The sequence below is a fragment of the Candidatus Mycobacterium methanotrophicum genome (assembly GCF_023515995.1).
Lineage (GTDB): Bacteria > Actinomycetota > Actinomycetes > Mycobacteriales > Mycobacteriaceae > Mycobacterium > Mycobacterium methanotrophicum.
In genome coordinates, this window is record NZ_CP097320.1 from 3,908,552 (window position 1) to 3,925,275 (window position 16,724).

The 16,724-nt window shown below is 66.0% G+C and carries 15 protein-coding genes and 2 pseudogenes; 11 read left to right on the forward strand and 6 right to left on the reverse strand.

All coding sequences use genetic code 11. The features are described from left to right. Positions 1-18 precede the first annotated feature (18 nt). The gene (locus M5I08_RS20465; RefSeq protein ID WP_219069944.1) at positions 19-273 is read right to left on the reverse strand and encodes a hypothetical protein; all 255 of its coding nucleotides are present in this window, start codon (positions 271-273) and stop codon (positions 19-21) included. A 350-nt stretch (positions 274-623) separates the two neighbouring features. Between M5I08_RS20465 and M5I08_RS20470 the strand changes: the two are divergent. Continuing rightward, positions 624-1,247 (forward strand): annotated as a pseudogene (locus M5I08_RS20470) (transposase family protein); the annotation flags it as partial. A 242-nt stretch (positions 1,248-1,489) separates the two neighbouring features. Here the strand turns inward: M5I08_RS20470 and ychF are convergent. Then, positions 1,490-2,584: a redox-regulated ATPase YchF gene (gene ychF / locus M5I08_RS20475; protein WP_219069948.1), complete on the reverse strand. Its 1,095-nt coding sequence runs from the start codon at positions 2,582-2,584 to the stop codon at positions 1,490-1,492. Positions 2,585-2,689: 105 nt separating this feature from the next. On the opposite strand from ychF, the gene M5I08_RS20480 reads away from it, so the two are divergent. Next, positions 2,690-3,805, forward strand: a complete 1,116-nt coding sequence (locus tag M5I08_RS20480; protein ID WP_219069949.1) for a DUF6542 domain-containing protein — start codon at positions 2,690-2,692, stop codon at positions 3,803-3,805. On the opposite strand, the gene M5I08_RS20485 is transcribed toward M5I08_RS20480, so the two are convergent. After that, a complete protein-coding gene (locus M5I08_RS20485) occupies positions 3,802-4,809 on the reverse strand; it encodes a 4-hydroxy-3-methylbut-2-enyl diphosphate reductase (RefSeq protein ID WP_219069951.1) in 1,008 nt (335 codons plus the stop codon). The genes M5I08_RS20480 and M5I08_RS20485 overlap by 4 nt on opposite strands. Before the next feature lie 74 nt (positions 4,810-4,883). Here M5I08_RS20485 and M5I08_RS20490 point away from each other — a divergent pair, with 74 nt between their 5' ends. From M5I08_RS20490 to M5I08_RS20515, 6 genes and pseudogenes are all read left to right on the forward strand, one after another. Beyond that, entirely contained in the window at positions 4,884-5,468 is a 585-nt protein-coding gene (locus tag M5I08_RS20490; protein WP_219069953.1) for a lipid droplet-associated protein, read from the forward strand. A gap of 8 nt (positions 5,469-5,476) precedes the next feature. Continuing rightward, positions 5,477-6,718, forward strand: coding sequence for an exodeoxyribonuclease VII large subunit (gene xseA, locus M5I08_RS20495; protein WP_370328662.1), 1,242 nt, complete (start codon positions 5,477-5,479; stop codon positions 6,716-6,718). Next, positions 6,708-6,950: an exodeoxyribonuclease VII small subunit gene (locus M5I08_RS20500; protein WP_219069957.1), complete on the forward strand. Its 243-nt coding sequence runs from the start codon at positions 6,708-6,710 to the stop codon at positions 6,948-6,950. The genes xseA and M5I08_RS20500 overlap by 11 nt, the downstream gene beginning before the upstream one ends. Before the next feature lie 199 nt (positions 6,951-7,149). Then, positions 7,150-7,470 (forward strand): hypothetical protein, encoded by a 321-nt coding sequence (locus M5I08_RS20505; protein ID WP_219069959.1) that lies wholly within the window; start codon positions 7,150-7,152, stop codon positions 7,468-7,470. Next, positions 7,467-8,075 (forward strand): annotated as a pseudogene (locus M5I08_RS20510) (SDR family oxidoreductase); the annotation flags it as partial. The gene M5I08_RS20505 and the pseudogene M5I08_RS20510, both read left to right, overlap by 4 nt. Positions 8,076-8,363: 288 nt before the next feature. After that, positions 8,364-8,543, forward strand: coding sequence for a PIN domain-containing protein (locus M5I08_RS20515; protein WP_219069961.1), 180 nt, complete (start codon positions 8,364-8,366; stop codon positions 8,541-8,543). Positions 8,544-8,613: 70 nt separating this feature from the next. Here M5I08_RS20515 and M5I08_RS20520 read toward each other — a convergent pair whose 3' ends face one another. Further along, a complete protein-coding gene (locus M5I08_RS20520; protein WP_249762934.1) occupies positions 8,614-9,258 on the reverse strand; it encodes a DUF4245 domain-containing protein in 645 nt (214 codons plus the stop codon). A 55-nt stretch (positions 9,259-9,313) separates the two neighbouring features. Here M5I08_RS20520 and glpX point away from each other — a divergent pair, with 55 nt between their 5' ends. Next, complete coding sequence (gene glpX / locus M5I08_RS20525; protein WP_219069965.1) at positions 9,314-10,342, forward strand: class II fructose-bisphosphatase; 1,029 nt, start codon at positions 9,314-9,316, stop codon at positions 10,340-10,342. Between the two features lie 21 nt (positions 10,343-10,363). Further along, positions 10,364-11,779 carry a class II fumarate hydratase gene (locus M5I08_RS20530; RefSeq protein WP_219069967.1) on the forward strand — a complete coding sequence of 472 codons (1,416 nt, stop codon included), beginning with the start codon at positions 10,364-10,366 and terminating at the stop codon, positions 11,777-11,779. Positions 11,780-12,161: 382 nt separating this feature from the next. Here the strand turns inward: M5I08_RS20530 and M5I08_RS20540 are convergent, their stop codons facing one another. Together M5I08_RS20540 and M5I08_RS20545 are read right to left on the reverse strand one after the other, a co-directional pair. Beyond that, entirely contained in the window at positions 12,162-13,679 is a 1,518-nt protein-coding gene (locus tag M5I08_RS20540) for a Tn3 family transposase (protein ID WP_219069968.1), read from the reverse strand. A gap of 762 nt (positions 13,680-14,441) precedes the next feature. Next, positions 14,442-14,765 carry a hypothetical protein gene (locus tag M5I08_RS20545; RefSeq protein ID WP_219069970.1) on the reverse strand — a complete coding sequence of 108 codons (324 nt, stop codon included), beginning with the start codon at positions 14,763-14,765 and terminating at the stop codon, positions 14,442-14,444. A gap of 177 nt (positions 14,766-14,942) precedes the next feature. On the opposite strand from M5I08_RS20545, the gene M5I08_RS20555 reads away from it, so the two are divergent. Beyond that, a protein-coding gene (locus M5I08_RS20555; RefSeq protein WP_370328484.1) for an IS3 family transposase occupies positions 14,943-16,378 on the forward strand; the annotation gives its coding sequence in 2 pieces (ribosomal slippage) (positions 14,943-15,303 and positions 15,303-16,378; 1,437 coding nt in all). The last annotated feature ends 346 nt before the right edge of the window (positions 16,379-16,724 follow it).

The following is a 16,724-nucleotide window of genomic DNA, read 5'->3' on the forward strand; positions in this document are numbered from 1 at the left end:
TGCCACATGGTCGCGGTGTTAGGTGAGGAACTCACCGGCTGGCGTATAGCCCAACAACATACCAGCGAAACGGGCCACCTCAGCGCGCAATTCATCCACTGAGCACACCGGACCGACATGATCGGGCACGCCGACGAACTCACACAACGACACATCCAACCGATTAGGGTCGCGGGCCAGCCAGTCGCTGACGAACGCCAGCAGCTCGCCAAGCTCAACCGCCTCGCTAACGTTAAGACCCTGAAAAGAGCCGGTCCGAGGTTCCGCGGACACCAAGCCTACCGAACCCCTAGCACCTTCGATGAAGGTCGCGTTGACCGCTTCCGGTCACCTCCGCCAAGCGCCGCGCGAGGCTACGGGGCCGCCCCTCACGCGTCAAGGGCGCTACCGCGTCGCTTCGCGATGGCCCTCGGCCACCCTTGGCCCGCGAGCCTCTGCGACCCCTCATCGCGCAGTGACACGGGCAGGGGTCAGGCCCCTGCCCGCCGGATGGCGCGGCGCTCGGCTCGCACCAACAGGGATCAGTCGCCCCCCGTCCACCAAACCGCTCCACGAAGATTTCAGATGGGGCCAATTCACGCCGTCACGGTGGGGCCACTTCAAGTTGACATAGCCACCGGCTGCTTGCGTTGGAGGCCGGGCTGCCGATCTCCACCTCCTACCGGTATCTGCACGAGCCGATCGACGTGATCGCCGAGCAGGCTCCTGACCTGCACGACGTGCTCGACCAGGCGAAACGGGAAGGCTGGTCGCACGTGATGCTGGACGCGACGCTGGTCGAGATCGACCGGGTGAACGAGCGCACCGAGGTCGGCCATCACCGGTGGTATTCGGGCAAGCACAAGACTCAGGGCGGCAACGTGCAGATACTGGCCGACCCGGGCGGGTTCCCGGTGTGGTCCAGCGAGGTCGAGCCGGGCAGCACGCACGACATCACCGCCGCTCGCATGCACTGCCTGGGCGTGCTGTGCAAAGCGGCCGGCGAGGGATTACCGACGTTGGCGGACAAGGGATACGAAGGTTCCGGGATCGGGGTGCATACCCCGGTCAAGGGCCGTGACCTCGACGTCGCGAACCGCAGCTACAACACGCTCCTGACCGCGACACGGGCTATCGGGGAACGCGCCAACGCTGAACTCAAAGGACGCTGGCGATGCCTTCGCCGAATCCGCCTGTGCCCGAACAGAATCGGCCAGATCGTCGCAGCCGCGGTCGTACTATCAACCCTGCAAAGGGGACACTACTGAGAAAACCTCAATAGATGAACGACGTGAACTGATGAGAAGGACGCTGCGTGGCCTACGAGCACTCTGAGGGATGGGGCGACTAGCGATTCCGGCCAAGTCGGCATCGAAACGTCCTGTACGGCAACGGGATTCAAAAGTAACGCTAAGGCCGCATATTCGAGCCCGTCGAATTCGATTGGTGCGGGCGGTTTGTGGCACGACCGCTCGGCCGCGCTCGCTGTGCACGAGGCTCACGGGTCGCTCTAGTTCTTCGACGTGGACGTTGACCCGAACCGGAACTCGACGACGTCGCCGTCAGCCATCACGTAGTCCTTGCCCTCCATGCGCACCCTGCCGGCCGCCTTGGCCGCGGCCATCGACCCAGCGGCGACCAGCTCGTCGTAGGACACGACCTCAGCCTTGATGAAGCCCTTCTCGAAGTCGGTGTGGATCACCCCGGCCGCCTTGGGCGCGGTATCGCCTTGATGAATGGTCCACGCCCGCGACTCCTTGGGCCCGGCCGTCAGGAAGGTTTGCAACTTCAGCGTGTGAAAACCGGCCCGCGCCAGGGCATCCAGACCGCGCTCGGTTTGGCCGATCGACTCCAACAGCTCGGTGGCCGACACGTCGTCGAGCTCGATCAGCTCGGCCTCGATCTTGGCGTCGAGAAAAACCGCGTCGGCGGGCGACACCAGCGCACGCAGTTCGGCGACCCGGTCGACATCGGTGAGCACCGCCTCGTCGGCGTTGAACACGTAGAGGAACGGTTTGGTGGTCAAAAGATTTAATTCGCGCAGCAGCGCAGCGTCGGCCCCGGCGGCGAAGAGCGTCGTCCCGCCGTCGAGCGTCTGTTGAGCGGCCGCGGCGGCGTCGTAGAGCGGTTTGCGGTCCTTGCTTTTGCGAACTTCTTTCTCCAGCCGCGGCACCGCCCGCTCGAGTGTTTGCAGATCGGCCAGGATCAGCTCGGTCTCGATGACCTCGATGTCGGATTTGGGGTCCACCTGCCCGGCGACGTGGGCCACATCGTCATCGAAGAACACCCGCACCACTTGGCAGATCGCGTCACACTCGCGGATATTGGCCAGGAATTTGTTGCCCAGCCCGGCGCCTTCGGAGGCGCCGGCGACCAGGCCGGCGATATCGACGAAGGTCACCGGCGCCGGGACGATGCGCTCCGAGTCGAACATCGTCGCCAACGTTGCCAACCGGGGATCGGGCAACGGCACCACGCCCTCGTTCGGCTCGATTGTCGCGAACGGATAGTTCGCTGCCACCACGTTGTTTCTGGTCAACGCGTTGAACAGCGTTGACTTGCCCACATTCGGCAGACCCACGATCCCCAGGCTCAAGCTGCTCACAGGGAGTCAAGTGTATGAGAGCCGCCCAGCGTGGGATGTGGCACGCCCACCGCCTGCTTACAAGTCTTTACGAGCCTTTCGGCGCTGAGCCGGTACGGTCGACGTGTGTCAGCACAGCGGACGCGGTCGACGGTGGCGGCAGATCACCGTTCGATATTCCCCAACATCGCCGGTGTGCCCTGGTGGGCCGCCGTAGTTGTCGCTGTCGCCTGCACCGCCGCGGGTTTCGCCTTCGACGCCGGCTCGGGCAAAGAGCTGACCGCCGTCTTTGCCGGGCTGTACGTGGCGGGTTGTGTGGCTGCGGTGCTGGCGGTGCGCCAGTCCGGCATCTTCACCGCGGTCATCCAGCCGCCGCTGATCTTGTTCTGCGCGGTGCCCGGTGCGTACTGGCTGTTTCACGGCGCCAAGTTCACCGGGCTCAAGGACCTGCTGATCAACTGCGGCTATCCGCTGATCGAACGCTTCCCGCTGATGGTGTTCACCTCGGGCGGCGTGCTGGTCATCGGCATCGTCCGCTGGTTGCTGGACATGGTGATCCGCCCGGTCGCGAAGGCCGACGCAGATACGACGAGCGACCACGCACAGCCCGCCGGCCTGATGGGGCGGCTGGCGTCGATGTTGGCGGGCCTTAAGGGCGAGTCAGCCGATGACGACACCGCCGACAAAGCCGCGAAGCCGAGTTCGCCGCGAGCCCACGCCGTCAGACGTTCCGCGAAGCCGCAGAGATCCGCCAGGTCGGCCGACGCCAGGCGGGCAGCCAAACGTCCGGCCGCGTCGCGCTCCCGCCAACCCCGACCGCCGCTGGACGAAGCCGACCCAACCGTTGGCCGGGCCGGACGGCCCAGGCGTCCGACGCGCACCGGCGAGTACGACAGCCCGGAGCCACCTCGCCGCGGCGGGATGCCGCGCGATCCGGACCTGCGTGGTCGGCCGTCGCGGGACATCCACCGCGACCCGCATATTCACCGGGCTCAACCGACCCGTCGCAGCAGCCGCTTCGACCCCTACGAGCCCATCGAGCCCTTGGACCGCGCAGCACCGTCGGAGGCTCGTCGCAGGTCCGTGCCGAGCGGAACAACCGGTGCCACCGCGACCCACCACCCGATCTCGCAGGTTCGATATCGCGGGTCGACCCCGGACGACGAGCTGCGCGGCGAGCCCCCATCGCGTCCCCGGCGCTCACGCGAGCCCGGAGCCGACTCCTGGGAATACGACGTCTAAGCCCTGCTGCGGGTGGGGCGGATCTCTCTCGGTAAGGCGAACACCAGCGTCTCGTTAGCCGTCGTCACGGGCTGCACCACGTCGTAGCCGTACTCGGCCAGCCGCTCCAGTACGCCACGCACCAGCACCTCAGGCACCGATGCACCCGAGGTGACCCCGATCGTGATGACGCCGTCCAGCCACGCCGGGTCGATGTCGCCGGCGTGGTCCACCAGATGAGCGGCCGCCGAACCCGCGCCCAGCGCAACCTCGACCAACCGCACCGAGTTCGACGAATTGCGCGACCCGACGACGATGACCAACTCGCACTCCGGCGCCATCGCCTTGACCGCGACCTGCCGATTCTGCGTGGCGTAGCAGATGTCGTCACTCGGCGGATCCTGCAGTTTCGGGAACCGCGCCCGCAGCCGCTGCACAGTCTGCATGGTCTCGTCGACGGACAGTGTGGTCTGGGACAGCCAGACGACCTTGTTCTCGTCGCGCACCGTCACAGCGTCGACAGCGCCGGGCCCGTCGACCAGCTGCACGTGGTCGGGGGCTTCGCCGGCGGTACCCACGACTTCCTCGTGGCCCTCGTGGCCGATCAGCAGGATGTCGTAGTCGTCGCGGGCAAAGCGCTTGGCCTCGTTGTGCACCTTGGTGACCAGCGGGCAGGCGGCGTCGACGACTCGCAGCGACCGCTCGGCCGCCGACGCGTGCACGGTCGGTGCGACGCCGTGCGCGGAAAACACCACGATCGCGCCCTCGGGCACCTCGTCGGTCTCGTCGACGAAAACCGCCCCGGCCTTGGCCAGGGTGTCCACCACGTGCCGGTTGTGCACGATCTCGTGCCGGACGTAGACCGGTGGGCCGTGCTTTTCCAGCGCGCGCTCGACCGTCTCCACAGCGCGGTCGACGCCTGCGCAGTACCCGCGTGGCTCGGCCAGCAGCACCCGCTTGCCCGTCGTTGGCGTTACCAGCGAACTGGCGGCGCCGGGAATCCGCATGTTGACGGTGGAAGGCATGGCATCAGGGTACTTTCCGCCGACATGTCGGGGCCAGCTTGGCGTTGACCGCCGGTTAAGGCAGGCTGGGGCGCATGGCTACTGCACCGTATGGGGTCCGGCTGCTGGTCGGCGCGGCGACATTCGCCGTCGAGGAGACGATCAAGCTGCCGAAAACCATTCTGATGTATCCGATGACGCTGGCCAGTCAGGCGGCGCACCTCGTCATGCGCTTCCAGCAGAACCTGGCCGAGCTGGTGATCAAGGGCGACTCGACGCTGGAAAGCATTTTCCCGCCCAAGGAGGAGCAGCCGCAGTGGGCGACCTTCGACGAGGACCTGGGCGACTCCGAGGACGATGCCGACGCGCTGGGCTCCGGCGTCGACGCGACCGACCCCGAGCGCCGCGCCGAAGGACGGTTCGCGCTCTACACCGCCACCGACCCTCCGACTCAGCCCGTCGCCCGCGCGAAAAGGCCGGCCACCCTGTCAGTGGCTGCGCCGGCCGTCGCCGACGAGCTCGACTACGAGACGCTGACGCTGGCTCAGCTGCGGGCCAGGCTGCAATCGCTCGAGGTGGACGAACTCGAGGCCCTGTTGGCCTACGAAGAGGCCACCAAGGCGCGCGCACCGTTCCAGACGCTGCTCGCCAACAGGATCACTCACGCGACGGCGAGGTGACCGAAGCGGTGCCGGCTCGGCCGACGAATTCGGCCGAGAATCCCTACCCAGTTCGTGCCGTAGCCATCCGCATCGCGGGCTGGATCGACAGGCTGGGCGCGGTGTGGGTCGAGGGCCAGCTGACCCAAATCAACATCCGGCCGGGCGTCAAAACGGTGTTCATGGTGCTGCGCGACCCTGCGGCCGACATGTCGCTGACCGTCACCGCCCCGCGCGATTTGGTGGACTGTGCGCCGGTCAAGCTCGTCGAGGGTGTGCAGGTGGTGGTCTGCGGCAAGCCGACCTTCTTCACCGGACGCGGCACCCTGACGTTGCGGCTGTCCGAAATCCGCCCGGTGGGAATCGGCGAACTGCTGGCCCGCATCGAGCGGTTGCGACGGCTGCTGGACGCCGAGGGGCTGTTCGACCCGCGGCTCAAGCGGCCGATCCCGTTCCTGCCCGCGACGGTCGGACTGATCACCGGGCGGGCCAGCGCCGCCGAGCGCGACGTCACCACGGTGGCCGCCGCGCGCTGGCCCGCGGTGCGGTTCGCGGTCCGCAACACTGCCGTGCAAGGCCCGGGCGCCGTCGCCCAAATCGTCGAAGCGCTGCGCGAATTGGACGCCGACCCGGACGTCGACGTGATCGTGGTGGCCCGCGGCGGCGGCAGCGTCGAGGATCTGCTGCCGTTCTCCGACGAGACGCTGTGCCGCGCGATCGCCGCCTGCCGCACCCCGGTGGTCAGCGCGGTCGGTCATGAGCCGGACAATCCGCTGTGCGATCTGGTCGCCGACGTGCGCGCCGCCACTCCCACCGATGCCGCCAAAAAGATCGTCCCGGACACCGCTGCTGAACAACACCTGCTTGACGACCTGCGCCGGCGCAGCGCCCAGTCGCTGCGCAACTGGGTTGCTCGCGAACAGCGCGCGCTCGCGCAGTTGCGCAGCCGCCCGGTGCTGGCCGAACCGCTGGCCGCGCTTAGGGTGCGCGCCGAGGAGATTCACCGCGCCCGCTCGGCAGTTCGCCGCGACATCGGCCGACTGATCGACGTGCAGGCCGAACGCGTCGCTCACTTGTCCGCCCGGCTGGCTACGTTGGGACCGGCGGCCACCCTGGCGCGCGGCTACGCCGTGGTGCAGACGGTCCCCGCTGCGGGGCCTTCGGCGGTGCTCCGTTGTGCCGACGACGCCCCGGCCGGCACCAAGCTGCGGGTGCGGGTCGCCGACGGCGCCGTGGCAGCGATCAGCGAAGGACGAACCAATGGCATCTGACAAACCCGAAGAGGCTACACCTATTAGTCATCTCGGATACGAAGAATGCCGAGACGAGCTGATCGAGGTTGTGCGCCTGCTCGAGCAGGGCGGGCTGGACCTCGATGCATCGCTAACCTTATGGGAAAGAGGCGAACAGCTGGCAAAACGATGCGAGGAGCACTTAGCTGGCGCACGTAAGCGGATCGCCGATGCGCTGGCCGTCAGCGACCAGCAAGATTCTTGCGACTGAAACCAGTTTGACAATTCGTATTCGAAACTAGGACACGTTTCAGTTACCCCTGGCCACCCGACATCTACGGTGCCCACAAGGCGCAAGCCGAGCAGCTGGTGCGCGGCTCCGAGCTGGACTGGGTGATGCTGCGGCTGGGCGGCGTGCTCACCGCAGAGCCGCGGTTCGACGTCGACCTGGACACCCCATCGCGGCGGCGATGGGCTTGGCCGGCGGGATACCTGCCGGAGGCAAGGGCAACCCAGACAGCGACACCGACTGGTTCGCCACCGACTGGATGGACACCGCCCGGGCGGTGGAAGCCCTGAAATTCCAACGTATTTCGTGGCCGCAACTGCTTGCCGAGACGTCCGACCGGATGAGCTGGCGACGCTATCCGGCACGGTTGGCGGCGCCGCTGGCCCATGAGCTGCTCAAACGGCGTTCGCCGTACTATCGCTACCCGGGCCGCTACGCCGACCCGTGGCGGGTGATCGAAGCCAAGTGGAATGATCCGCGACCCGAACGGGAGCCGGCATGACTGATCGCACCGCGGTCGTCGGGGGCGGGCCGTCGGGCATCGGCCGAGCGGTGGCCCGTGCACTGGCCGCGGACGGCTGCCGCATGGTCGTCGCCGGCGCCGACGTGGTGTGCACCGATGTCGAGGGCGCCGCGGCAGCCCGCACCGCCGAAGGCCTGACCGGTCCCGGCAGCGCGACCTCGGCCACCCTCGACGTCACCGACGCGGCCGCCGTCGACGCCACCGTCTCCCGCGCCGGCCGGCTCGACCTGATGTTCAACAACGCCGGAATCGCTTGGGGCGGCGACACCGAACTGCTCACGCTCGACCAGTGGAATGCGATCGTCGACGTCAACATCCGCGGCGTGGTGCACGGGGTGGCGGCCGCCTACCCGGCGATGCCGCGGCAGGGGCACGGTCATATCGTCAACACCGCTTCGATGGCCGGGCTGACCGCGGCCGGGCAGATCACCAGTTACGTGATGACCAAGCGTGCGGTGGTGGGGCTGTCGTTGGCGCTGCGCTCGGAGGCCGTCTCCCGCGGGGTGGGCGTGCTGGCCGTATGTCCGGCCGCCGTCGAGACGCCGATCCTGGACAAAGGCGCCATCGGTGGCTTCGTCGGCCGCAGCTAAGAGACAAGCGGCTCGGACGCCATCTGCATCATGCATGATGCAGATATGATGCACTAGTGCGGACAACGGTTGATCTCCCCCGGCAGTGCATCGCCGCGTCGCGGAACTCGCGAGGGCTCGCGGACAGTCGTTGTCGTCGACAGTTGCCGAACTGACCGCACGGGGACTCAGTCGACTCGACCAGCCGCTCAGCATCGTCGTAGATGAACGCTCCGGATTTCCGGTGGTCAGTGTGGGTCGTCGGATCACCACCGATGAGGTTTCCGCAGCACTTGGCGACGAATGACGACATACCTGCTCGACGCCAGCGTGCTAATCGCTCTCACGGTGGCCGAACATGAGCACCACGAACGGGCGACGCGGTGGGCCGCCGGCATCGAGTACTTCGCGATTTGCCCCATCGTGCAGGGTGCGCTGCTGCGATTCCTGCTCCGGATGGGTGAGAGTGTTCACGACGCGTAGCCACCACCGGTAAACGGCGCCGGAGACCAGCCGGTCAGACCTGCTTCAGGTGCGGTCATCGATGTCCCTTCTACCGGTGCGCCGGTAGCGGCGGCTGCGATTGGGTGGCAGCCGCCAGCGTACGAAACTGGTCGACGCTTCCGGCGCCCGTGATCGCGACCTGGGCAGGACCGGCCGGACTGTTCAGCCGGGTTGTCCACACCGGCTCAACCCCGTCGTCGCCCTGGTAGACGATCCACTGGGTGCTGTCGACGTCGACGGTCCCGGCGGGGTACATGGCCGGATGGATCGAGCCGACCAGCTTGGCCTCGTCGGCGTTGCTCTGGGTCAGGCTCAGATACATGCCGGTGGGGCTGAGGTAGCCGACGGTGGAGGTGACCGCCCGCACCCGCTGACCGGTCGACGGGTCGGCGCGTCCGTCGCCGATGCCGCCGCGGCCGCCGGAGTTGGCCTGCCAGCCGTCGGGCAGTCGCGGCAACCGGACCGGAAACGCAAAAGTCTGCGCGTCGGCCCGCAGGGCGCGGGCCGCGTCGTACGACGGCACCGGTCCGCGGTTGGTGCCACCAGGGGCAAACGTGCACATCCCGACCATGCCGGCCAGGATGATGCAGGCCGCCACCAGCGGCGCGACCGACCAGAACATATCCCGGCCGTCCTGCAGCAGCCGTGGCTTAGCCGGCCTGGCCGTCGGTTGCGGCTGCGGCTGCGTCGTCACATCACGAGTATCCCAGCTCCCGAGCCCGAACACCCCTCTGGGACAATCAACAGCCATGAGCGAGAGTCGACGTGAACCCCCGGACCGCAACCTTGCTCTGGAGCTGGTGCGGGCCACCGAAGCCGGTGCGATGGCCGCCGGGCGTTGGGTGGGTCGAGGAGACAAAGAAGGCGGCGACGGAGCGGCCGTCGACGCGATCCGCCAACTGGTGAACTCGGTGCCGATGCGCGGCGTGGTGGTGATCGGCGAGGGCGAGAAAGACCACGCGCCGATGCTCTACAACGGCGAGGAGGTCGGCAACGGCGACGGTCCGGACTGCGACTTCGCCGTCGACCCCATCGACGGCACCACGCTGATGAGCCAGGGCATGCCCAACGCCATCTCGGTGCTGGCGGTGGCCGACCGGGGTTCGATGTTCGATCCGTCGGCAGTGTTTTACATGAACAAGATCGCCGTCGGGCCGGACGCCGCCCACATGCTGGACATCACCGCGCCGATCGCCGACAACATCCGCGCGGTCGCAAAGGTCAAGGGCTTGTCGGTGGCCGACATGACGGTGTGCATCCTGGACCGGCCGCGGCACGCCCGGCTGATCCACGACGTCCGCGCCACCGGCGCACGAATCCGACTGATCACCGACGGCGACGTGGCGGGCGCGATTTCTGCGTGCCGGCCCCATTCCGGCACCGACATGCTGGCCGGTATCGGCGGCACCCCGGAGGGCATCATCGCCGCGGCGGCGATCCGCTGCATGGGCGGGGAGATCCAGGCGCAGCTGGCGCCCATAGACGACGCCGAACGGCGCAAGGCGCTCGACGCCGGCTACGACCTCGACAAGGTGCTGACCACCGAGGACCTGGTGTCCGGGGAGAACGTCTTCTTCTGCGCGACCGGCGTCACCGACGGGGACCTGCTCAAGGGCGTCCGCTATCAACCCGGCGGCTGCACCACCCAGTCGATCGTGATGCGCTCAAAGTCCGGCACGGTGCGGACGATCGAGGCCTACCACCGGCTGTCCAAACTCAACGAATACTCTGCGATCGACTTCGCCGGCGATTCCACCGCGCAATATCCCCTGCCGTAACCACCCAGACAAGGACCGTCCATGGGCGCTCACACCGCCGCGAACGACACCGAATACCGCATCGAACACGACACCATGGGCGAAGTCCAGGTCCCGGCAAACGCATTGTGGCGTGCGCAGACTCAGCGCGCCGTGCAGAACTTCCCCATCTCCGGACGAGGGCTCGAGCGCACTCAGATCCGCGCCTTGGGTCTGCTGAAAGGCGCTTGCGCACAAGTGAATAAAGATCTCGGGCTGCTGTCCAAGGAGAAGGCCGACGCGATCATCGCGGCCGCTGCCCAGATCGCCGACGGACGCCACGACGACCAGTTCCCCATCGACGTGTTCCAGACCGGGTCGGGCACCAGTTCGAACATGAACGCCAACGAGGTGATCGCGTCGATCGCGGCCAAGGGCGGGGTGACCGTGCACCCCAACGACGATGTCAACATGTCGCAGTCGTCCAACGACACCTTCCCGACCGCCACCCACATCGCGGCCACCGAAGCCGCGGTGCGCCACCTGATCCCGGCCCTGGAGGTGCTGCACGACGCGCTGGCGGGCAAGGCTCGCGAGTGGCGCACGGTGGTGAAATCGGGCCGCACCCATCTGATGGATGCCGTCCCGGTCACACTCGGTCAGGAGTTTTCCGGATACGCCCGCCAAATCGAGGCCGGCATCGAAAGGGTGCGCGCCACGCTGCCCCGGCTGGGCGAGCTGGCGATCGGTGGCACCGCGGTCGGCACCGGCCTCAACGCTCCCGACGGCTTCGGCGCCAAGGTGGTCGAGGTGCTGGTGAAAGATACCGGGTTGACCGAATTACGCACGGCGGTCAATGCTTTCGAAGCCCAGGCCGCTCGCGATGGGCTGGTGGAGGCGTCCGGCGCGCTGCGCACCATCGCGGTATCGCTGACCAAGATCGCCAACGATGTCCGCTGGATGGGATCGGGTCCGCTGACCGGGTTGGCCGAGATCCAGCTGCCGGATCTGCAGCCGGGCAGCTCGATCATGCCGGGCAAGGTCAATCCTGTTCTGTGCGAGGCGGTTACCCAGGTCGCCGCGCAAGTGGTGGGCAATGACGCGGCGATCGCGTGGGGCGGCGCGAGTGGAGCCTTCGAGCTCAACGTCTACATCCCGATGATGGCGCGCAATCTGCTGGAGTCGTTCAAGCTGCTGGCCAACGTATCCACGCCGTTTGCGGAACGCTGCATCGTCGGGCTGAGCGCGCACGTCGAGCACTTGCGCGAGCTGGCCGAGTCCTCGCCGTCGATCGTGACCCCGCTGAATTCGGTGATCGGCTACGAGGAGGCCGCCGCGGTGGTCAAGCAAGCCGTCAAGGAGCGCAAGACGATTCGCCAGACGGTGATCGACCGCGGGCTGATCGGCGACAAGCTGTCCGAGTCCGAACTCGATAGTCGCCTCGACGTGCTCGCGATGGCCAAGGTCCATGACGATTAAAAGAGGACTAGTGGCACCTCGATTCACCGAGATCGACGGCAGGGCCAAAATTTTATGAAAATTCTGCACCAGCGTCGATCTCGAGCAGTAGGCAGGAGCCGATCGAATCACCAATGAGCGCATCTACTTTGACTCGGCCAGCCTGGTCAGCCAGATCGGCCGCAGCGAGCTGCTGTCCCTTGCCGACGCAGGTGAGCTTCCGAATCAGTCAGGCCCTTCGTAGTTGACCGGCACCACCGGTATGGCCAACAGCGGAAACAGGGCACATATCGCGAACGCCGGCGGATAACCGACCGCGGTGATCAACGCCCCGAACACCGGCGGTGTAGCCGGGGTCGCCGTAGTAACGGAACGAATCTGGTTGTTTCGTGATCTTCTTGGGCTATGCGGGGATGCGTAACGGGCGGTGGCCTTGGCGGCGAAGCTCGGCGTCGATGTTGAAAGAGTAGGTGCCGTAAAAGTTGATGTGGTCATGTTGCGCCGGGGTCAGGTGTGCCGTGATCTCGTCGCTGACGTCGACGCGGTCTGCCCGTTGTGCGTCGATCGTGTCGGCGAGATAGGTGGTGGTCCACAACACGCAGGCGTTGGTGACCAAGGTGAGGCAGAGTGCTTGATCGATTTGGTCATCGAGATGGCGTCGTCGGACGTGGCCTTGGTGGGCGAAGAAGAGGTCGCGGCGCAGCGCATGCAGACTTTCGCCCTTGTTGAGCTGACGGCGTACCCGGCGACGTAGTTCTTCGTCTGCGACGTAACGGCATATGTAGAGGGTGCGGATCAGGCGCCCGTACTCGTGAAGCGCCTTCGCGAGCGTGCTCTGCCGGCTGCTGGCGTGCAGCTTGGCGATGAGCAGACTCGCGGTGGTGTGCCCGAACTTCATCGAGGCAACCAGGCGCAGCAGATCATCCCAGTGGTCGGCGATCAGCTGCGTCTGGATTGGCTGGCCGAGCAGCCGCCCGGCGTGCGCGTATCGAGCGCGCCATTCGGAGGGCGTTCCGAGGCGGTAGAGCTGTAGGCGGCCGATGTCGCGGATGCGCGGGGAGAACTGCAACCCGGCCAGGTGGAAGATCGCGAACGTCGCAAGGGTCTGTCCGGCGGTGTCGACGGTGTGCTCACCGAGCGGTAAATCCGTTGGGTTGCCAAAGATCTCATCGAGCACTGCGACGGCCTCGCGCCACGTGGTCGGGATGACCTTGGTGCCGTAGGTGGAGTGTTGATCGGAGACATGGGTGTAGGTGGTGGTGCCCTCGTCGAGGAAGTAGCGGGACATCGCCCGGGCGGTCAGACTATGGCCGCGCTGCGGGAACCGCTGCCCGTCCGACGACGACAGCGTCCCGCCGCCCCACAGTGCCGCGAGCGGGTGCGCGTGGTGTGCGTTTACCAGACGCGTGTTCGCCGCCCGCAGCGTCTCTTGGCGCAGGTACCACTGCGAGGTCCAGGCCAGGGCGTCTTCGGAGATGCCGGAGGCGTCGGCCATCCCGGCATAGCCGAGGTTGCATGCGTACGCGATGAGCGACGCGTACACGTTGCGGGTGAGGTCCGGGTTGCGGGGTTGTGCGCCGCCGGCGTGGGTGAACTCCTCGCTAAACCTGGTCATCTGGTCGACCTCGATCAGCAACGCCGGCAACTGCACCCTGGGCAGCCGCGCCGACGTGGCCTGCGCGAGCCGATCGAGTGCGGTGGGCGGGCAAGCGGCCAGGTCGTCGGGGATCCAACCCAGCCACGGCAGCGTCGATAGTTGGACGGCAACGCCGAGGCGGTTGTGCTGGCGGTTGAAGCCCGCCAGCCACGCTAGATCGTCGGCGGAGAGCGTGAAGTAGGTGACCGCGTCCTCGTCGGCGATCTCGTCCGGCCAGCTGCTCAGTCGGGCGAGCTCGGGATCAGACAGGTAGCGGACCGGCATCTGGCCTCCGACCGGTCCGGGTTCGGGCCATCATCGCAAGGACGCTAGCCCCAGTCACTTGAGCGCGGCAAGGGCTCCGCCGCGCCGCCCGTAAGGGGATCCCCTTGCGGGCCTTCGAAAACAATCAGTTTCGTTCGGTTGCTATGGCGACCCATCGAGCGTTGTGTAGACCACATCATACCCTAGGGGGTACAGTACGCTTTGAACGGTCTGGTGCATAGGCTTGGCTGTCGCTGAGTTTGAAACCATGGGCCACGACCGGCCGAGAAGACCAGAGCTTCAAGAGCTTCGCGGAGGTTTTGGGAGTGTGCCCCGTAGGGAGCGATGGGTCGTCACATTTGCTGTCGGATGGCGATCCGCCATCCTGCATCCTCAGGCTCTAGGTATTTATACCCTAGCGGGGTAAGGTACCTGCACGGAGTAACAACGGGTCAACGGAAGGGGTCAACAACGCCATCGACAGCGTTGCGAAGATGGCGGATCGCCAACCATCCCATTGTGCGTTCTCTATCGCGCGTTGCGCGTTGATACGCGCCATCGGCGCGACGCCACGCCGCGGTCGGCACTACGGATGACAGCCCGATACGGCACAAGTGACTATGAGTGACTATGTGGGTCTTTCGATCCCGAAAGGTAGGAATCAATGACAGATACCAGCCCCACCAGTCCGGCCAGCACCACCTCGACTTGGACTCGCTGGCTCTACCCGGCCCTCGCCATCACCGGCATCGCAACGGGCACCTTTATTGTCGTCGCTGGCCTCTATCTCCTCATCGCGCAGCCGAGCTGGGGCGGTCCCGTGAAGAATAGCGACATGCAAAGCTGTTGCGAGTCCATGAAAGCGGACATGAAAAAAATGATGGACGACATGAAAAACATGCCGTCCATGTCGCCAATGCCATCGATGCCGAGCATGTCCCCCATGCCAAGCATGCCCATGCCCGCCCCTGGGCGGTAAATCGTCGAGGTGACGGATGGCGTGACGGCAACCGTCAACCCCGGAGGGGTCGCAAGGTAGTTGGACGCCATTCCGCAGGTGCCGGTGAGTTCGATGCTGGTGAAGTAATCGGTGTCGACGGTCGCCACCCGTCCGGGCCGATAACGAACGCCCGCGGCATGGTGCCTTCATTACCGTGATGACGTCGGCGCCGTTACCGTCGATAGTCAGTGCGTTGAAGTCCCCTGTGTGACAGGGTTAGGTGAGACAGCAGCAGTAGCCGATCATCGCTACAGGGCGAGACAGGATCACCATTCTCCGTGACTATGACGATCGCATCCCTGCAGGGGTGCGCCGATACTGACCAAGTGGACAGCACGCCGGATCCGGGTGCTCGGGCTCGGCGACGCACGTTCACCGCCGAGTACAAGGCCCGCATCCTCGACGAGTACGACGCCCTGCCGGCCGGCTCGTGCGAGCGTGGTGCGTTGCTGCGCCGCGAAGGCCTGTACAGCTCGCACATCGCCGAATGGCGCAAGGCCCGTGATGCCGGTGCCCGTGCCGGGCTGACGCCCAAGGGCAAGTCGAAACGCACCGCTGAGCAGGTGGAGCTGGACAAGCTGCGGCGGCGCACCAAGCAATTGCAGGCCGAGCTGGACCGGACCAAGCTAGCCCTGGAGATCACGGGAAAAGCACACGCGCTCTTGGAGATGCTCTGCGAGAGCGCGGATTTCGAGCCGAAGTCGAAGCCGTGATCGGCGAGCACCTGCCCGCCCTGGAGTCGGCGACGTCCACCAAGCGGGCGTGTGAATTGCTGGGTGCATCACGGGCCACGCTCTATCGGCGCCGCAACCCAGCACCGCGGCCGGCGCCGCGGAGGCGGCCCGAGCCGCCGAACAAGCTCACCGAGGCCGAACGCCAGCAGATCCTGACGGTGCTGCGATCGGCCGAGTACTGCGACCTGGCGCCGGCGCAGGTGTGGGCGCGCCTGCTCGACGACGGCATCTACTTGTGCTCGATTCGCACCATGTACCGGCTTTTGGCCATTGCTGGGGAGAACCGGGAGCGGCGCCGTCAGCGCACCCACCCGGCGCGCAAGAAACCCGAGTTGATCGCCACCGCGCCGAACCAGGTTTGGTCGTGGGATATAACGAAACTGCAAGGGCCACAACGTGGTATCTTCTATCAGCTGTATGTGATCATCGACATCTTCTCGCGCTACGTCGTCGGTTGGACCCTCGCTGCCAGCGAGACAGGCGAGCTGGCCAAGCAGTTCATCGACGACACCTTGGCCCACCACGGCATCGAACCCGGTCAACTGGCTCTACATGCTGATCGCGGCACCTCGATGACCTCCAAGCCGGTCGCCCAACTGCTGATCGACCTGGGTGTGGACCGCAGCCACAGCCGCCCGCACGTGTCCAACGACAACCCCTACTCGGAGGCCAATTTCAAGACCCTCAAGTACTGCCCGGCGTTCCCGGGCCGGTTCGGCTCGATCGAAGACGCCCGCGCCTTCTGCAGCGCATTCTTCGATTACTACAACCATGAACATCGTCACAGCGGCGTCGCGCTACACACCGCGGCCTCGGTGCACTACGGCACCGCAACCCAGGTACAGGCCCAACGCGCCGCCACACTCGACGCGGCTTATGCCGCCAACCCCGCCAGGTTCCGGCATCGCCGGCCCACCCCGCCGAAACTGCCCACCATCGCCTGGATCAACCAGCCAACCCCCGAAGCACTCATCAAATCCGCGTAAGAAACTGTCTCACCGGCCTTGACATGTTCCGGTCGGATGGGAATTCGACTGGAGGACGACCGCTTCCGTAGACAGTCATCGAAGTGGAATGATTGTCTGCAAGGAGAAAACTGTAATGGGTTCGACACGGCGGAAGTTCACCCCTGAGTTTAAGTCCGAGGCGGTCGGGCCCACTGACAGCCCTGGGTGACCCACCAGATCCGGCCTGCTCGACCGTTAGTGGTGCGCCCCTCAAGTCGGCGATGGGCAGAACATTCGATTTCGGTGAGTCACAGGTGACGTTCGGCGATTACGTCGGGCCGAAAGGCCCTTATTCAGACACCGCGCTGACACGGAATGTAAGTAA

Excerpts from the sequence above, each read along its gene's own strand:
- M5I08_RS20505 (WP_219069959.1), top strand. The coding sequence starts at position 7,150 with ATGGGCTTGGCCGGCGGGATACCTGCCGGAGGCAAGGGCAACCCAGAC.
- M5I08_RS20530 (WP_219069967.1), top strand. The coding sequence starts at position 10,364 with ATGGGCGCTCACACCGCCGCGAACGACACCGAATACCGCATCGAACAC.
- M5I08_RS20490 (WP_219069953.1), top strand. The coding sequence starts at position 4,884 with ATGGCTACTGCACCGTATGGGGTCCGGCTGCTGGTCGGCGCGGCGACA.
- M5I08_RS20515 (WP_219069961.1), top strand. The coding sequence starts at position 8,364 with ATGACGACATACCTGCTCGACGCCAGCGTGCTAATCGCTCTCACGGTG.
- M5I08_RS20500 (WP_219069957.1), top strand. The coding sequence starts at position 6,708 with ATGGCATCTGACAAACCCGAAGAGGCTACACCTATTAGTCATCTCGGA.
- glpX (WP_219069965.1), top strand. The coding sequence starts at position 9,314 with ATGAGCGAGAGTCGACGTGAACCCCCGGACCGCAACCTTGCTCTGGAG.
- M5I08_RS20485 (WP_219069951.1), bottom strand. The coding sequence starts at position 4,809 with ATGCCTTCCACCGTCAACATGCGGATTCCCGGCGCCGCCAGTTCGCTG.
- M5I08_RS20540 (WP_219069968.1), bottom strand. The coding sequence starts at position 13,679 with ATGCCGGTCCGCTACCTGTCTGATCCCGAGCTCGCCCGACTGAGCAGC.